The 15,712-nt window shown below is 72.2% G+C and carries 20 protein-coding genes; 6 read left to right on the forward strand and 14 right to left on the reverse strand.

Features of this window, described 5'->3' with window-relative positions:
- Positions 1-10: 10 nt before the first annotated feature.
- The 4 genes from D1781_RS13370 to D1781_RS13385 are packed head-to-tail and all read right to left on the reverse strand — an operon-like array spanning position 11 to position 4,266.
- Entirely contained in the window at positions 11-850 is an 840-nt protein-coding gene (locus D1781_RS13370) for an aldo/keto reductase (protein ID WP_119482729.1), read from the reverse strand.
- A gap of 54 nt (positions 851-904) precedes the next feature.
- Positions 905-2,173 (reverse strand): Bcr/CflA family efflux MFS transporter, encoded by a 1,269-nt coding sequence (locus D1781_RS13375; RefSeq protein ID WP_119482730.1) that lies wholly within the window; start codon positions 2,171-2,173, stop codon positions 905-907.
- A 42-nt stretch (positions 2,174-2,215) separates the two neighbouring features.
- Positions 2,216-3,253, reverse strand: a complete 1,038-nt coding sequence (locus D1781_RS13380; protein WP_119483314.1) for a methionine synthase — start codon at positions 3,251-3,253, stop codon at positions 2,216-2,218.
- A gap of 20 nt (positions 3,254-3,273) precedes the next feature.
- Positions 3,274-4,266 carry a DUF1852 domain-containing protein gene (locus D1781_RS13385; protein ID WP_119482731.1) on the reverse strand — a complete coding sequence of 331 codons (993 nt, stop codon included), beginning with the start codon at positions 4,264-4,266 and terminating at the stop codon, positions 3,274-3,276.
- A 123-nt stretch (positions 4,267-4,389) separates the two neighbouring features.
- On the opposite strand from D1781_RS13385, the gene D1781_RS13390 reads away from it, so the two are divergent.
- Positions 4,390-5,331 carry a LysR family transcriptional regulator gene (locus tag D1781_RS13390; protein ID WP_119482732.1) on the forward strand — a complete coding sequence of 314 codons (942 nt, stop codon included), beginning with the start codon at positions 4,390-4,392 and terminating at the stop codon, positions 5,329-5,331.
- A gap of 23 nt (positions 5,332-5,354) precedes the next feature.
- On the opposite strand, the gene D1781_RS13395 is transcribed toward D1781_RS13390, so the two are convergent.
- On the reverse strand, positions 5,355-5,729 hold the full coding sequence (locus D1781_RS13395; RefSeq protein WP_119482733.1) for a hypothetical protein: 375 nt from the start codon (positions 5,727-5,729) through the stop codon (positions 5,355-5,357).
- A gap of 308 nt (positions 5,730-6,037) precedes the next feature.
- Between D1781_RS13395 and D1781_RS13400 the strand changes: the two genes are divergently transcribed.
- On the forward strand, positions 6,038-6,661 hold the full coding sequence (locus D1781_RS13400; protein WP_158590096.1) for a TetR/AcrR family transcriptional regulator: 624 nt from the start codon (positions 6,038-6,040) through the stop codon (positions 6,659-6,661).
- Between the two features lie 15 nt (positions 6,662-6,676).
- Here D1781_RS13400 and D1781_RS13405 read toward each other — a convergent pair whose 3' ends face one another.
- Both D1781_RS13405 and D1781_RS13410 read right to left on the reverse strand, forming a co-directional pair.
- A complete protein-coding gene (locus D1781_RS13405) occupies positions 6,677-6,997 on the reverse strand; it encodes a hypothetical protein (protein ID WP_119482735.1) in 321 nt (106 codons plus the stop codon).
- Positions 6,998-7,079: 82 nt separating this feature from the next.
- Positions 7,080-7,562, reverse strand: a complete 483-nt coding sequence (locus D1781_RS13410) for a MarR family winged helix-turn-helix transcriptional regulator (RefSeq protein WP_119482736.1) — start codon at positions 7,560-7,562, stop codon at positions 7,080-7,082.
- Between the two features lie 85 nt (positions 7,563-7,647).
- On the opposite strand from D1781_RS13410, the gene D1781_RS13415 reads away from it, so the two are divergent.
- Both D1781_RS13415 and D1781_RS13420 read left to right on the forward strand, forming a co-directional pair.
- Entirely contained in the window at positions 7,648-8,145 is a 498-nt protein-coding gene (locus D1781_RS13415; protein ID WP_119482737.1) for a pyridoxamine 5'-phosphate oxidase family protein, read from the forward strand.
- Between the two features lie 31 nt (positions 8,146-8,176).
- A complete protein-coding gene (locus tag D1781_RS13420; protein ID WP_119482738.1) occupies positions 8,177-8,896 on the forward strand; it encodes an NAD(P)-dependent oxidoreductase in 720 nt (239 codons plus the stop codon).
- Between the two features lie 103 nt (positions 8,897-8,999).
- Here the strand turns inward: D1781_RS13420 and D1781_RS13425 are convergent, their stop codons facing one another.
- Positions 9,000-10,025 carry an aldo/keto reductase gene (locus D1781_RS13425; RefSeq protein ID WP_119482739.1) on the reverse strand — a complete coding sequence of 342 codons (1,026 nt, stop codon included), beginning with the start codon at positions 10,023-10,025 and terminating at the stop codon, positions 9,000-9,002.
- A gap of 154 nt (positions 10,026-10,179) precedes the next feature.
- On the opposite strand from D1781_RS13425, the gene D1781_RS13430 reads away from it, so the two are divergent.
- Positions 10,180-10,773 (forward strand): TetR/AcrR family transcriptional regulator, encoded by a 594-nt coding sequence (locus tag D1781_RS13430; protein ID WP_233551339.1) that lies wholly within the window; start codon positions 10,180-10,182, stop codon positions 10,771-10,773.
- A 242-nt stretch (positions 10,774-11,015) separates the two neighbouring features.
- Here the strand turns inward: D1781_RS13430 and D1781_RS13435 are convergent, their stop codons facing one another.
- The 3 genes from D1781_RS13435 to D1781_RS13445 are packed head-to-tail and all read right to left on the reverse strand — an operon-like array spanning position 11,016 to position 12,690.
- On the reverse strand, positions 11,016-11,537 hold the full coding sequence (locus D1781_RS13435; protein WP_119482741.1) for an AAA family ATPase: 522 nt from the start codon (positions 11,535-11,537) through the stop codon (positions 11,016-11,018).
- Positions 11,534-12,085 (reverse strand): GNAT family N-acetyltransferase, encoded by a 552-nt coding sequence (locus tag D1781_RS13440; protein WP_119482742.1) that lies wholly within the window; start codon positions 12,083-12,085, stop codon positions 11,534-11,536. The genes D1781_RS13435 and D1781_RS13440 overlap by 4 nt, the downstream gene beginning before the upstream one ends.
- Positions 12,082-12,690: a hypothetical protein gene (locus tag D1781_RS13445; RefSeq protein ID WP_119482743.1), complete on the reverse strand. Its 609-nt coding sequence runs from the start codon at positions 12,688-12,690 to the stop codon at positions 12,082-12,084. The genes D1781_RS13440 and D1781_RS13445 overlap by 4 nt, the downstream gene beginning before the upstream one ends.
- Positions 12,691-13,119: 429 nt before the next feature.
- Between D1781_RS13445 and D1781_RS13450 the strand changes: the two genes are divergently transcribed.
- Complete coding sequence (locus D1781_RS13450; protein WP_158590097.1) at positions 13,120-13,869, forward strand: hypothetical protein; 750 nt, start codon at positions 13,120-13,122, stop codon at positions 13,867-13,869.
- A 12-nt stretch (positions 13,870-13,881) separates the two neighbouring features.
- Here the strand turns inward: D1781_RS13450 and D1781_RS13455 are convergent, their stop codons facing one another.
- The 3 genes from D1781_RS13455 to D1781_RS13465 all read right to left on the reverse strand — a co-directional run bounded on the left by D1781_RS13455 (position 13,882) and on the right by D1781_RS13465 (position 15,564).
- Positions 13,882-14,613, reverse strand: a complete 732-nt coding sequence (locus tag D1781_RS13455) for a DUF2071 domain-containing protein (protein ID WP_119482745.1) — start codon at positions 14,611-14,613, stop codon at positions 13,882-13,884.
- Positions 14,610-14,951 carry a metalloregulator ArsR/SmtB family transcription factor gene (locus D1781_RS13460; protein ID WP_119482746.1) on the reverse strand — a complete coding sequence of 114 codons (342 nt, stop codon included), beginning with the start codon at positions 14,949-14,951 and terminating at the stop codon, positions 14,610-14,612. The genes D1781_RS13455 and D1781_RS13460 overlap by 4 nt, the downstream gene beginning before the upstream one ends.
- Positions 14,952-15,015: 64 nt before the next feature.
- A complete protein-coding gene (locus D1781_RS13465; RefSeq protein ID WP_119482747.1) occupies positions 15,016-15,564 on the reverse strand; it encodes a hypothetical protein in 549 nt (182 codons plus the stop codon).
- Positions 15,565-15,712: the final 148 nt, after the last annotated feature.

The raw sequence follows: 15,712 nt of genomic DNA on the forward strand, positions 1-15,712 counted from the left end.
GCGGCCGTCGTCAGTCGACGTTGATGTCGTCGGGGTCGGCGGCGAGCCGCGTGTTCTCGTCGAGCGCGTCGATCGCGGCCATCTCCTCCGCGGTCAGCTCGAACTTCGCGATGTCGAGGTTCTCCCGCATGCGCTCCTTCGAGCTCGACTTCGGCAGCGCGATGACGCCCGTCTGCAGGTGCCACCGCAGCACGACCTGCGCGGGCGTGACGTCGTGCGCCTCTGCCGCGGCCTTGATCGGCGCCAGGTTGAAGATGTCGTAGCGGCCCTGGCCGAGCGGCGCCCACGCCTCGGTCTCGATGCCGTGCTGCGCCTGGAAGGCGCGCAGCTCCCGCTGCTGGAAGGTCGGGTGCAGCTCCACCTGATTGACCGCCGGCGTCACCCCGGTCTCCGCGATGATGCGCTCGAGGTGCGGGATCGTGAAGTTGCTCACGCCGATGCTCCGCGCCCGGCCGTCGGCGCTGAAGCCGGTGAAGGTGCGCCAGGTCTCGGCGTAGCGGTCGTTCTTCGGCATCGGCCAGTGGATCAGGTACAGGTCGATGTACCCGAGGTCGAGCGCCTCGAGGCTGCGCTCGAACGCGCCCTCGACGTCGCCGGCCGCGTGGTGGTCGTTGCGCAGCTTGGTGGTCACGAAGACGTCCTCGCGCGAGATCCCGGAGGCGCGCACCGCGGCGCCGACCTCGGCCTCGTTGCCGTAGCCGGTCGCGGTGTCGATGTGGCGGTAGCCGACCTCGAGCGCGTCCTCGACGGCCTGCTGCGTGACCTCCGGCTTGATCAGGAAGACGCCGAACCCGATCTGCGGGATCTGCGCGCCGGAGTTGAGCGGGAGGGACGGGACGGAGAGGACCATGCCGCCAGCGTACGAGGGGGCTCCTGCGCGGCCCCGGCGGCATCGACGCGGACGCTAACCGTCAGCGGGCCCCTCCGCGAGGGCGCCGCTCCCCCGCGATCGCCCGGCGACGGCCAGCGCGATCGCGAGCACGAAGAAGGCGCTCATCCCGATCGCCATCACGAGCACGGTCTGCGCGCCGAGCAGCCCGGTCAGCGGCGTGGTGAGCGCGCCGGCGAGGAAGGGCAGGCCGCCGCTCAGGGCTGAGGCGGTGCCCGCGTACCGGCGGCCCTCGCGCTGCGCGATCGCGGAGTTCGACGGCAGGTAGCCGCCGAGGCCGAACGTCATGACGGCGAGGCAGATCCAGACGGCGGGCAGCGGCGCGACCCGCGGAGCGGCGAGCAGCGCGACCGCGAGGAGGGCGAGCACCGCGACGCTCGCGATCGTGAAGGCGATGCGACGCAGCACCTCCGGGCCCAGCCGCATCACGAACGCCCGGTACAGCAGGCTGCCGCCGATCATCGTCGCCGCGTCCGTCGCGAACACGACGGTGTAGGCGGCGGGCGTCAGGCGCAGGTCCGTCTGCAGCACGATCGACGAGCCGCCGATGTAGATGAAGAACCCGCAGGTGACCAGGCACTGCACCGCGACCGGCGTGATGAAGGGGCGGTGCCGGAGCAGCTCCCCGGACCGGGCGAGCAGCTGCCGGAGGCCTCCCGGGCGCCTCCGGTCCGCCGGCAGGGTCTCCGGGATGCCGGCGAGCGCCGCGACCGTCATCAGCACGCCGACGACGGCGAGGAACCAGAAGATCGCGCGCCAGCCGCCGAACGGCAGCAGCAGGCCGCCGATGGCCGGGCCGGCCACCGGGCCGATGAGGCTCACCGCGGTGAGCGTGCCGAACTTCGCAGCCGCGCGCCTGCCCTCGAACGTGTCCGTCACGACCGCCCGGCCGACGGAGGCGCCCGCGCCCGCCGCGAAGCCCTGCGCGAGGCGCGCCACGATCATCAGCACGACGGAGGTCGACAGCGCGCAGACGACCCCGGCGATCGTGAAGGCGATCGTCGCCGCCACGATGATGCGGCGCCGGCCGCGCGCGTCGCTGATCGGGCCGACGACCAGCTGCCCGAGCGCGAGCCCGCCGATGCAGGCCGTCAGCGTGAGCTGGACCAGCGTGTCCGAGGTCTGCAGCGAGTCCCGCATCGCGGGCAGCGCGGCGATGTAGGTGTCGGTCGCGAGCGCGGAGGTGCCGGTGACCGCGATCAGCGCGAGCGTCGAGGGCGCGAGGCGGCGGCCGCCGGCGGAGGCGGCACCGGCCGAGTCGGAGGACTCGGACGACGACGGCACGCGTCGAGTGTGCGACCGGGCGCCTGTGCGCCCGGCCTCACCTCAGGCCTTCGCGCCCTCGAGCTGCTCGCGGAGCAGGCCCGCGCCCGCCGCGAGCGCGCTCAGCTTCTGCTGCGCGACGTCGCGGGGCAGCGGCGCCATCCCGCAGTTCGTGCTCGGGATCAGCTTGTCCGCGTCGACGAAGGCGAGCGCCTTGCGGAGCACGTCGGCGACCTCCTCCGGCGTCTCGACCTGCTCGCTCGCCACGTCGATCGCGCCGAGCATGACGTTCTTGCCGCGGATCAGCTCGATCAGGTCCACCGGCACGTGCGAGTGCTGGCTCTCCAGCGACACGGTGTCGATCGACGACTGCTGCAGCAGCGGGAAGGACTGCTCGTACTGCCGCCACTCGGCGCCGAGCGTCGCCTTCCAGTCGTTGTTCGCCTTGATCCCGTAGCCGTAGCAGATGTGCACGACGGTCTCCGCGCGGAGGCCCTCCGCGGCGCGCTCGAGCGTCTCGACGCCCCACGCGCGCACCTCGTCGTGGAAGACATTGAAGGCGGGCTCGTCGAACTGGATCACGTCGACGCCCGCGGCCTCGAGCTCCCGCGCCTCCTGGTTGAGGATCGTCGCGAACTCCCGCGCCAGCTTCTCGCGGCTGCCGTAGTGGCGGTCGGCGAGGGTGTCGACCATCGTCAACGGCCCCGGGAGGGCCCACTTGATCGGCCGGTCGGTGAGGCTGCGGAGGAAGGCCGCGTCCTCGACGAAGACGGGGTGGTCGCGGCGCACGTCGCCGACCACGGTCGGCACGCTCGCGTCGTACCGGTCGCGGATGCGCACCGTCTCCCGGTGCTCGAAGTCGACGCCGCTGAGGTGCTCGATGAACGTCGTGACGAAGTGCTGTCGGGTCTGCTCCCCGTCGGCGAGCACGTCGATGCCGCGGCGCTGCTGCTCCTGGACGACGGCGCGCAGGGCGTCCTGCTTGCCCTCGACGAGCGCCTCCCCCTCCAGCTTCCACGGCGACCAGAGCTGCTCCGGCTCCGCGAGCCAGGACGGCTTCGGCAGGCTGCCGACGATCGCGGTCGGCAGCAGCGAGGGCACGAGGGGCGAGTCGAAGGCGCTCATCGGGCGATCGCCGGCTGGGCGGCGGCCCACTGCTCGAGGACGTCGCGGTGCGGGTTCATGAAGTGCTCCTCGGTGAATCGGCCCTGCGTGATCGCGAGGCGGCTGCGCTCCTCGCGGTCGTAGTCGATCAGCGTCCGGGAGAAGTCCTGCTCCTCCAGGCTCGGCCTGTAGACGGCGCCCGCGGCGGCGTTCGCGTTGTAGACCTCCGGCCGGTAGATCTTCTGGAACGCCTCCATCGTGCTGATCAGGCCGACCAGCTGCAGGTCCGTGTAGTCGTTCAGCAGGTCGCCGCGGAAGTAGAAGGCGAGCGGCGCGACGGCGCCGCGCGGCATGAAGTACCGGACCCGCAGGCCCATCTTCGCGAAGTACTCGTCCGTCAGCGAGTAGTCGTCCTGCTGGTACTCGACCCCGAGGACCGGGTGGCGGTTGTCCGTGCGGCGGTACGTCTTGCTGGTGGAGACGCTGATGCAGATCACCGGCGGCTGCGAGAAGCGCTCCGCGTAGGCGTCCGAGTCGAGGAAGGCCTGGAACAGCTTCCCGTGCAGGTCGCCGAAGTCCTCCGGGATGTTCGGGCCGGCCGGTCCCTTGCCGGCCGCGGGCAGGCGCACGCTGAAGTCGTAGTCCCGGACGTAGGAGGAGAAGTTGTTGCCGACGATCCCGTGACGGCGCGCGCCGGTCCGTCCGTCGACGATCGTGACGTCGAGCACCTCGAGCAGCGGGAACTCCCGGTCGGCCTCCCCCGCGGTGAACTCCAGCTCGACGGAGACGATGTCGAGCTCGAGCCCGTAGCGGTCGCCGCCCGGGTTGTCCCAGTCCGCGAGGTCGTTGAACCGGTTCCGGATCATCGTCAGCGCACGGCGGAGGTTCTGCTGCCGCCCCTCGCCGCGGGCCAGGTTGGCGAAGTTCGTGGTGACGCGGGAGCTGGTCGAGGGCGTGTAGTCCTCGTCGAACCGGGTGGTCGTGATGCGGAAGCCGAAGTCGTTCGCCATGCGCGGCCAATCCAGTGCCTGATCGGCCGGGGCGGCCTGTCGGAAGTCGTCCCCGTCATCATGCAGGTCGCCGAAGGTCATCGGGTAATCGGACGCCGCGATGCGCTCCTATAGTCGGCGGCTATGGCCCGACGGACGAGCGGCGTGACGCTGCAGCAGCTCCAGTACTTCATCGAGGTCGCTGCGGAGGGGTCCATCTCGGCGGCCGCCGACCTGCTCTACGTCGCGCAACCCACCCTCTCCGCCGCGATGCGGGACCTCGAGACCCGGGTCGGGCGGGACCTCCTCGTCCGCTCCGCGCGCGGGGTCGCGCTCACCACCGACGGCACCGAGTTCCTCGGCTACGCGAAGCAGGTCGTGGAGCAGGTCGCGCTGCTCGAGCAGCGCTACCTCGGCCGGCCGCCGTCGCGCCGCCTGCTCGGGGTGTCGACGCAGCACTACTCGTTCGCCGTCGACGCCTTCGTGCGGATGGTGAAGCGCACGGAGGGGGCCGAGTACGAGTTCTCCCTGCGGGAGACCCGGACCTGGGACATCATCGAGGACGTCCGGACCCTCCGCAGCGAGCTCGGGATCGTCTACCGGAACGACTTCAACCGGGACGTCATCGACAAGCTGCTGCGCGACTCGGGGCTCGTCTTCCACCCGCTGTTCCTCGCCGAGCCGCACATATTCATCTCGCGGAAGAACCCGCTCGCGTCGCGGGGCCGGGCGACGCTCGCCGATCTCGCCGACCTGCCGCGGCTCACGTTCGACCAGGGCGCGAACAACTCCTTCTACTTCGCGGAGGAGATCCTCTCGACGCTGTCCAGCAAGCGGGAGATCCGCGTCTCCGACCGGGCGACGATCTTCAACCTGATGATCGGGCTCGACGGGTACACGATCTCGACGGGCATCATCAGCGACGACCTCGACCCGGAGATCATCGCGGTGCCGCTCGACGTCGACGAGCGCATCGAGATCGGCTGGATCGGCCACGCCTCCATCCCGCTCACCGAGCTCGCGCAGCGCTACCTCGAGGAGGTGCGGGCCGTCGTCGCCGAGTTCGGGGTGACGCTACTCGGCTGAGTGCGCGTCCGGAGCGATCGGGCTCAGGCCCCCGAGCTCTGGGACGCCGCGCTCGCGGCGAGCGCGAAGATCCAGAACAGGGTGACGGACGCGCCGATGGCGAGGGTCAGACCGCCGGTGACGAGACCGGTGATCGCCGCGCCGCGACCGACGGCGATGCGCGAGGCCTGTCGGAGGCCGAGCACACCGAACACGACGCCGAGCACGGCCGGCACGAAGCTGATGAAGGCGAAGAAGAGGCCGACGAACGGGATGACCATCCAGACGCCGAGGACGATCGCGACGATGCCGAGTACGAGCGCTGCGGTGGCGATGCCGTTGGACGGCGCGCGGACGACCTGCTGGTAGATCACCTGCGAGGAGCCGACGTTCGAGGCCGGACCGGGTGCATAGGACATGATCGGACCGTATTGGTTTGCGTTGACGACCTACAACGACCCCGAAGAGGGGTTCTCCGCCCGGCAGGTGAAGAAGCGCCCTTACTCCGGAGCCTAAGATTTGGTCCTCGTCTCCCCCGGCCTGCCTGGGCGCATCGGGAGCATCATCCCCCGCCCCGGTGGCACCCGGCCTGGGCGTGGCGAGCGGACGGCGCGTCCGGGATCGTTCATCGATCCGCTCGGGAACGACGCGGACGGGGCCGCGCGCCTCGCTGACGCAGTGCCGATGCTCTCGGTGGGCATCGGCCCATACGGATGGACCGCACCACTTGACCGACCTCCTCGCTGGACCGGACGCCGCGACCGAAGCGGTGCGGACCGCGGTCATCGAGGCCGCGATCGCGCTGTTCCGCGAGCAGCCCCTCCATCACGTCGCGCTCGATGAGGTCGCCGCGGCGGCCGGCATCTCGACGGCCGAGCTGACCGCGATCCACCCCACGGTCGACGACCTCGTCATCGCCGTCATCCGCGCCTGGAACCAGCGCCGCACCGCGCCGCTCATGCCGATCGCGGAGGGGCACGGCGCCGTCGCGTTCCTGCGAGCGATCGTGCTCGCGAACGCCGCCGACCCGGCCCTGATGCGGCTGCTCACCTCCGCCGCCACGATCGCGGCGACCCCGACCCTGCCGCAGGCCGAGCAGCTCCAGGCGTCGTGGATCCACTTCCACGCGATCGTGCAGCGCGCGCTCACGCAGGACGTCGCCGTCGGCCGCGAGCCCGCGACGATGGAGCCCGCTCGCGGCGCGGAGCAGCTCATCGCGCTCTACGAGGGCCTGCAGCTGCAGTCGATGGTGCGACCGCACATGGACGTCGTCGAGGCGTACGACCGTGCGGTCACCCGCCTCCGCGACGGCTGGTCGCGGGACTACCCGCCGTCCGTCTGGGAGATCTGACCCGAGCCGCTCGGCTCAGGAGTCGCGGCCCACGGCGGGTTCGCCGACGAACTGGTGCGCCTCCGTCGCGAGCTCCAGCCAGTCGTCCGTGTCCTGGACCGAGACCCAGCGGCCCTTCGCCGGCTTCGGGGCCTCCACCGCCTGCGCGACGCCGCGCTCGACCAGGTCGGTCGCGCGCTGCTCGGGCAGGTCGACGACGAGCGACCCCTCCGATTCGTAGGCGAACAGCGCGCCCTTCACGAGGAGCCCGTCAGGGCCGTCGGTGACGTCGTCGTCGACGTCCGCGAGCAGCTCGCCCTTCACCGCGTCGAACTCGGGGGTCCCGAAGGCGCTCATCGCCGTCCTCTCCGTGAGCGAGCCGGTCCGGCTCGGTCGATCTCAGCACGATCGGCGCACCCGTCGCCACCGGTGCTCGCGCTCAACCGCTCCAGAGCTGATCGCCGTCGCGCGGGCGGGCGCCGTCGGTCGCGCGGATGATCGTGAGCAGCAGGGCATTGAGCCGATCGCTCTCGTCGGGCGAGAGCCCGACGTCGCTGAGGTCGTTCGCGCCGAGCGCGATGCTGCGCACCCCATCGAGCGCCCGGCCGCCCTCCTCCGTGAGCCGGACCGGGTTGGGCCGACCGCGGGCCCGGTCGCCCGCACGGGCGATGAGCCCGCGCTGCTCGAGGCCGTCGAGCAGCGGCGCGATGGACTGCGGGCGGACCAGCACCGCCCGGGCGAGCGCCGCCTGCGTCATCTCCTCCTCCACGGCGAGGTGCGCGAGGACGCCGAACTGCACCGGGTTCAGCCCGTGCTCCGCGAGGCGGTCGGTCAGCCGCTGCCCGACGAGGCGGGCGACGCGGACGATGCTCCAGGTCAGGTTGGCGTCGAGCTCGTCGGCCGACATCCGGGCGCTTGCCATCCCTCGCACACCTCCTCGTCAGGGTCCGACCCTACCGTCGAAGAAACAGATTCCTGTTAGAGAGAGAGAGAGAGAGGGACGATCCATGAGCGACTCCACGACCGACGACCGCAAGCACGTCGCCGACCTGGTGAAGAACGCCCGCGTGGCGATGCTGACGACGATGACCGAGGACGGCAAGCACCTGAGCCGTCCGATGGGCCTGCAGGAGGTCGAGTTCGACGGCGACCTGTGGTTCTTCGCCTACGACGACTCCGCCAAGGTCGCGCAGATCCGCGCGATGCCGTCCGTGAACGTGTCCTTCACGGACGACAAGGGCCACTCCTGGACCTCGATCGCCGGCGAGGCGCAGATCGTCCACGACCGCGCGAAGGCGGAGCAGCTGTGGACGCCCGTACTGAAGGCCTGGTTCCCGGACGAGCTCGAGACGCCGGGCCTCACCCTCATCAAGGTCGAGGCCGACAGCGCCGAGTACTGGGAGGGTCCGACCAGCACGGTCGCCTTCGCCGCGAAGAACCTCCGCGCGGCCGTGACGGGCGACCCGAAGAGCGACGCCATCACGAACGACACCGTCGAGCTCTGAGCCCGCTCGAGCCCCGGCGCAGGAGGTCCTGATGAGCGACGACCCGGCCCGCAGCCCCGCCGCACCCCGGCGGGTCCTCGTCCTCGGCGCGAACGGACCGTCCGGGCGCCGCACCGTGCAGCAGGCGCTCGACCGCGGACTCGCGGTCGTGGCGCTCACCCGGCACCCGGAGGCGTTCCCGATCCGGCACGAGCGACTCGAGGTGATCGGCGGTGACGCGACGGATCCGTCGACGATGGACTCGGCCGTCTCGCGCAGCGACGCGGTGATCTCGGTCATCGGGGTGGCCTACACGTGGTCGCCGGTGGACGTGTACTCCGGCGCCGCGCGGCTCGCGCTCGAGTCGATGCGGCGGCACGGCCTGCGCCGGATCGTCGTGGTCACGTCGATGGGCGTCCCGCGCAAGGTCGAGGAGGGCGGGCCCGTGCGGCGCGTGCTGCTGCAGGCGTTCCGGTCGACCTTCACGAAGACGCTCTACGACGACATGCTCCGGATGGAGGACATGGTCTCGACGAGCGGGCTCGACTGGACGATCGTGCGCCCACCCGGGCTCTCGGACGACCCCGCGCGCGGCTACGAGATCGCGGGGTCCCGCCTGGACTCGCCGGCCATGTCGCGCGACGACCTGGCGGCGAGCCTGCTCGACCTCCTGGACGACGACGAGTGGGTGGGCCGCATCGCGAACGTCGCGACGCCGGGCCTCCGCCTCGAGCTCATCCCGACGATCCGCAAGGAGGTCCTGAAGCGCTGAGCGTCTCCGTCTCTGTTCGCGGATCCGCAGAAACGAGGCGACACGCCGCGATCGAGAGGTCGATCGCGGCGTGTCGCCCCGGAATTGCGGATCCGCGCATCGGCTATGCGGCGGAGCGCTGCGCTTCCGGACGGCGGCGCAGGGCGGGGTCGCCCACCTCCGGGCCGCGGTAGACCATGTCCATCGCGCCGATGCTCTCGCCCGGCGGGACGATCGCGTCGATCCGGTCGAGCACCTCGTCGGAGAGGCGCACGTCAACGCCGGCCAGGGTGTCCTCGAGCTGCGCCATCGTGCGCGGCCCGGCGATCGCGGAGGTGACCCCCGGGTGGCTGAGCACGAATCCCATCGCGAGGTGGGTCAGCGGGATGCCGACCTCCTCGCTCAGCGCGATGAGCTGCTCGACGGCGGCGAGGCGGCGCTCGTCGCGGAAGTGGCGCATCCCGGAGAAGTTCGAGCGGAACTCGCCGTTCTCCTGCCCCGCGCGGTAGCGACCCGTGAGGGTGCCGCCGGCGAGCGGGCTGTAGACGAGCGTGCCCATGCCGTATCGCTGCGCGACCGGCAGGATCTCGCGCTCGATCTCACGGTCGAGAATCGAGTAGTTCGGCTGCTCGGTGCGGAACCGCTCGAAGCCGCGGCGGTCCGAGACCCACTGCGCCTCCACGATCTCGGAGCCGCGCATGGAGGAGGTGCCGATCGCGCGCACCTTGCCCTGGCGGACGAGGTCGGTGAGCGCGGAGAGGGTCTCGTCGACGTCCGTGTCCGGGTCCGGGCGGTGCAGCTGGTACAGGTCGATGTAGTCGGTCCTGAGGTTGCGGAGCGAGCGCTCCACCGCCTGCATGATCCAGCGGCGGGAGGCGCCGCGGTGGTTCACGTCGTCGTCGACCGGGCCCCAGAACTTGGTGGCGAGCACGACCTCGTCGCGCCGGCCGGCGAGCGCCTCGCCGACGACCTCCTCCGAGTCCCCGTAGCGGTCGGCGGTGTCGATGAAGTTGATGCCGGCGTCGAGCGCGCGGTGGATGATGGCGATCCCCTGCTCGCGATCGGGGTTGCCGATCGAGCCGAGCATCATCGCGCCGAGCGCGTAGGGGGTGACCTTGATGCCGGTGCGGCCGAGCGTGCGGTACTGCATTGCGGACTCCTCGTTCCCGCCGCCCCGATCGGGCGGCGTCGTGGTTCTGGATCGGGAGCGCGGTCACGGCTATGCTCGAGTCGTATCCGGAACAGCGTTCCTGCTACTGACGACCATAACCGGAACATTGTTCCGGATGCAAGCGAGGACCCGCATGTCTTCCAGCCCGACCACCGAGACCGCCGCCCCGGCGCGGCGGAAGCGCGCCGACGCGCTGCAGAACCTCGATGCCCTGCTCGAGGCGGCGAAGGCGGTGTTCGCGGAGGCGGGCGTCGACGCGCCCGTGCGCACGATCGCCGAGCGCGCCGGGGTCGGCGTCGGCACCGTCTACCGACACTTCCCGCTCCGGTCCGACCTGATCTCCGCGGTGTTCCGCCGGGAGATGGACGCCTGCGTCGACGCGGCCGACGAGCTGGAGGCGGCGTACCCGCCGGGCGAGGCGCTCGACCGGTGGGTGCTGCGCTACACGGAGTTCGTCGCCGCGAAGCAGGGCCTCGCGGCCGCGCTGCACTCCGGCGACGCGGCCTACGAGCCGCTCGCGGAGTACTTCTCGACCCGGCTCGCCCCGACCCTCGCGCGCCTGCTCGCCGCCGCACGGGCCGCCGGCGCGGTCGAGCAGGAGGTCGATCCGACCGAGTTCCTCGGCGCCGTCGCGAATCTCTGCCACGGCACCGGGCCGAGCACCCGCGGCCGCGAGCACGCCGAGCGCATGGTGCGCCTCCTGCTCGCCGGCCTCCGCGCCTCCTGACCCGGGACTTCGCTCACGCTTCTGGACGCCGAGACGTCGCTTCGGCGTCCAGAAGCGTGAGCAAAGTGGAGGTCAGCGGTCGCTGAAGCGGCCCGCGCGCCCGGTCCCGGTCGGGCACGGGGTCGGAGACGAGCTGCACACGTCGTCCTGCTCCGTTCGCGGATTCGGAGAACTCGACCGACGCGCCGCGCCGACTCGGTCGTCGGCGGCCTGTCGCCCCGGCACTGCGGATCCGCGAACGCTCAGCGGAGGGCGATGTCCGCCACCTGCTGCGCGACCTCGGCCGGGGTGAGCCGGGAGGTGTCGACGACCTCCGCCTCCGCCGCGAGCCACCCGTCGTAGGCGGCCAGGTACTCCTCGACGTACCGGTGCCGGAACGCCGACGGCCCCATCACCGCATCGCCGTCGATCCGGGCGCGCAGCGTCGCCTCGTCCGCGTGGAGGAGCACGTGGCGCACCGGGACGCCGTACCCGTCGAGGCCGTCGCGGATCTCCCGCCAGTACGCCTCCACGAGCACCGTCATCGGCATCACCAGCACCCCGCCCGTGTACTCGAGGAGGCGCCGGGCGGTCTCCACGACGAGCGGCCGCCACGGCGGCCAGTGCTGGAAGTTCGCGAGGTCGGGTAGCGCGGGCCGAACGTCCATCAGGGTCTCGCCGACCTTCTCGGCGTCGAGGATGCGGGAGCCCGGGATCCGCTGCTGCACGAGGGCGCTCGTCGTCGTCTTCCCGACGCCGTGCGTGCCGTTGATCCAGACGATCACCGCGCCTCCCCTCCGCCCGCGTCCCGCACGAACCAGAGGGAGTCGCCGCGCTCGGGGTCCGCGTCCACCCGTCCGGAGGCGTGGAAGCCGACCTTCTCGGCGACGCGGCGGGAGGGCGCGTTCCACGCGCGGATCGTGGCCCAGAGCCGCCGCCACCCGGCGGCGTCCGCTGCAGCGACGACGGCGCGGGCCGCTTCGGTCGCGAACCCGCGCCCGTGAGCGCCGCGGAGCAGCTCGTACGCGAGCTCGGGCTCGTCCTCGCTCGCCTGCCCGACGATCAGCCCGCAGTAGCCGACGAAGCCGGGCTGCGCGCGCCGCTCGATCACGAGGAGCGCGAGCCCGGTGCGCTCGGTGCCGCGCAGGCCCTCGCGGATCTGCTCCTCCAGCTCCGCGACCGTCGGGTGCCCGTCAGGCGTGATGCGACGCCGCGCGCGGGAGTCGCGCTCGGCCCAGAGGCCGCGCAGCGCCGTCGCGTCCGTCTCCCGCCACGGGCGGAGCAGGAGCCACTCGGTCTCGAGGCGGGTCGGCACGGCGCGGAGGGACGTCATCGAGCGGCGAGCTCGTGCTGCGAGAGCGACCGGCTCGGGCTCGGTGTCGCCGACGCGTCGGGCAGGTACGGGTTCGGCAGGCCGGGATCGTTCGGCTTCGGCACCGTGAAGTCCGGCGACAGGTCGCGAGTGACCGCGTTCAGCCCGAGGTAGCCGACGGCGGGCGACCAGATCACGTCCATGTGGAGGTAGCGCCCCCGGATCTCCTCGCCGACGCAGGTCCAGTGCGAGAAGGCGTCGAGCCCGGCGGGGTCCGAATCGGAGGGCGTGCCGGGCAGCCGCTCCGTGCACCTCGGATGCTCGACGCCGCTGTAGGCCCGCGTCCGCAGGAGGGCGTCGATCGACTGCTCCACGTAGACGCGTGACGGCGGGTCGTGGACGGGCACGCAGCTGCTCTGCGGTCCGCCGTATGCCCGGGTGACGCACGTCGAGGGCGATGCCGGCCCGGGATCGATCGGCCGGCCGTCCGCGTCCCGCGGCGCGTCCGCCGGCACGGCCGTCGACGACGTCGCGCAGGCGCTGAGGGCGACCAGCGCGAGCAGCGGGATCGCGAGGACGCCGACGAGGCCGGAGGCCCGTCGCGGCCGCAGGCTCGACCGGATCATGGCGAGGAGTCAACGGCATCGTGCGGCTCGACGCATCCCCCGAGCGACGGATGCGCCGAGCGCGATCCCCTGCCGAGGAGGAGTGACCTCGCCGCGTCTGTCGACGCCGTCGGGCAGGCTCCACGCACCTCGACGAGCTGTGCGGGCGCTCGCATGCCTACCCGAGCACGCGGGGCCTGCCCAAGGCTCGACCGCGGTCACGGGCCGGCAACGATCGACTCAGGTCGCTTGAGCGGATCTCCCTGCGGCCGGACAGTACGGAGCGTGTGGAGGAGCGTCGTCCAAGCGGTGACAGCGGGAGCCGTGTGCCTCGCCGCGCTCGTGCTCCCCGGATGCGCGTCGTCGAGCTCGGGCGGGGGCGCAGAGGGCTGCTCCCCCGCCCGTCCGCACGTCTCCGCCGACGTCCTGCGTCCGGGCGACCTGGTGACCGTGAGCGTCAGCGCGGTCGCCTGCCGTCCGACGTTGACGGATGGAGGGCGGGTCACTCTGGACTGGCGGGACGGCGCGGGCGGCAGCACCCGCATCGGCACGACGACGGCGCACCCGTCCGGCGCGTTCGACCAGGAGGTCAGGCTCCCCCGATCCTCCGCGATCGGCGGTGGCGAGATCACGATCTCGGGCGTCGAGGCGCCCTGCGCGGACACGGGGTCCTGCGCCGCCTACGGAGCCTTCGTGACCGTCGTCGACCCGGAGCCGGACTTCGCCGCCGACGATCGCGCCAACCACGTCGCGGCGGACATCGCCGACCGCATGCAGGCGGCCATCGAGCACCGGGCCTCGTTCTTCGAGATCAGCATCGTGCCGGACGGGCTCGAGGTCGTCCTCCACACGTCGAGGTTCGACCGCGAGCGCGCAGCGGCGGAGCGCGCGTTCGAGGCGGCCCGCGCGGTCGTCCCGGCGGCGGACCGCGCTATCGCGGACGGCGCGCACCTGCATGTGCTGCTCGTGCAGCACGACCGGGCCGCGCTCGAACGCCTGACGACGCGCATCGCGCACGACGGGGCCTGGCAGCGGCGGAACAGGATCCAGCTGAGCCAGTGGGGTCCGGACAGCGCGACCGACTCGGTCCGCATCGCCGTCGTCCACTACAGCGACGCCGCAGCGATCCGGCTGCTCGAGCGGTACGGCGATGCGATCAGCGTCTCGACGCTCAACGCCCCGCTCGGGAGCCCGTCGTAACCGGGCCCGGGTTCAGGCCCGGCTCACGAGCGGACGGACCGCCTCCGGCGTGATGGCCGGGCGCTCCCAGAAGAACGGAACGTCGCGCATCGCGACCGCGCTGTCGAGCACCGCCGAGCCCTCGGGCAGCGCGTCGAAGAACGAGGAGCGGATGCCCAGCACCTCGGCGGGCTCCACCGCCCACTCCGTCGACGTCAGCGCGATCGGCTCCACGCCACCGCCGCGCTTCGGCGACCAGCCGACCGCGCCGTCCTCGTGGAAGGCGGACGCCGCCTCGACGGTCGGGAAGAGCGTGCTCGACCAGGTGCCGCCGAGCCGGACATCCACGTCGACCGACGTCTCCCGCGACGTCATCGCGACGCGGAACCGGTCCTCGGTCTCGTCGAGATCGAAGCGCGCCGGCTTCTGCACGCCGGGGAACAGCCGGCCGCCGGCGAGCACGGGCAGCAGCGCGGAGCTGTGGCGCTCGACGATGTAGACGCCGGTGCGGACCCGGTCGCCCTCCTGCCACTCCACCGCGACGCGGTGGGCGACGTTCTCGGAGCGGAACCCGGCGCGGGGGCGCAGCCAGCCGGGCCGGATCGACTGGAGGCCGATCATGCAGACGCCGGCGACGGCGCTGCCGTCGACGAGCTGCGGGCGGAACGGCTCGGGCAGCAGGGTCTGCGCGACCTCCGGGTCGACCCGGTAGCTGATCAGCAGACGTCGCCGCACCTGCGCGCGGAGCGTCGCGAGGCCGGTCATGCGATCGCCTCCCCGGCCTCGGTCGCCTTGGCGCCCCTGCCCTTGCGGACCTGCCGGAGCACGATCTGCTCGGGGCACACGGCGGAGAGGAAGTCGCCCACGGACAGCGCGAGCCGGTCGCTCGCGAGCGAGTACAGGATGCGGTTCGCGTCGCGCCGCTCGGTGACGAGGCCGGCGTTGCGGAGCACGCCGAGGTGCCGCGAGATGGTCGGCCCGGAGGCGCTGAACCGGGCGGCGATCGCACCGGCTGCGAGCTCGCCGTCCTTCAGGTCCTGCAGGATCTGACGCCGCGTCGGATGGGCGAGCGCCTCGAAGACGTCGGTCGCACTGTCGGTCATGTTCGCAATATAGCCATGGTGCTAGATACGCAGCAAGCTCACCTGCGCAGAGCCTCGCGTTCCATCATCGGTCGCGAGGCTTGAACGGGATGGGCGGCCGCGGCTCCGGCGGTGCTGCGTCCGGGCTCCACGCGGCCACGACGCCCTGGAACTCCTGGAACCGCGCCTCGTCGGCGCGGAGCAGAGCGGGCACGGTGCCGCCGACCCCGAGGTGACGCCGCCGATCGTCCAGGAGCTCGACGACGCCCGGCCGCATCTCCGTCAGCTCCTCCCGCTCGGAGACGATGGCCAGGCCGTTCGTCCTGTTGACCCAGACGCACTCGGGGAACCGAGCGGTGAGCGTGTTCCCGAGGAAGACGATCGCGGCGTGCAGCAGGTCCTCGTCCGACTCCAGGGCCTCACGGTGGGCGCGGACGAAGTGGGCGAACGTCCACAGGTCGACGAGCGCGCGGGGGTCGGTCCCGAACGTCTCGGCGAGGTCGACGAACGGCCGGTATCCGATCGCGTGCCGCACGGGCGGCGGCTTCGGCGGGTCCGCGGAGGTCACCACCCACGTCGAGCCCGACTGCGGCGGCAGGGGTCGGGGCTCCCCCGGGAACAGCGGACCGTCCATCCCGCGACGCTAGCGACCCGGCCCTTCCGCCGGGCCCTCGATCCCGGAGGCGGCGCCATGCGGCGAGCAGGACCCGCGGCGTAGCGTCGCCGCGACGAGGGGGTGCGGATGCGGCGAGCGGCTTCAGCGCTGGTCATCGCGACCGCAG

The organism is Amnibacterium setariae (assembly GCF_003581425.1).
Lineage (GTDB): Bacteria > Actinomycetota > Actinomycetes > Actinomycetales > Microbacteriaceae > Amnibacterium > Amnibacterium setariae.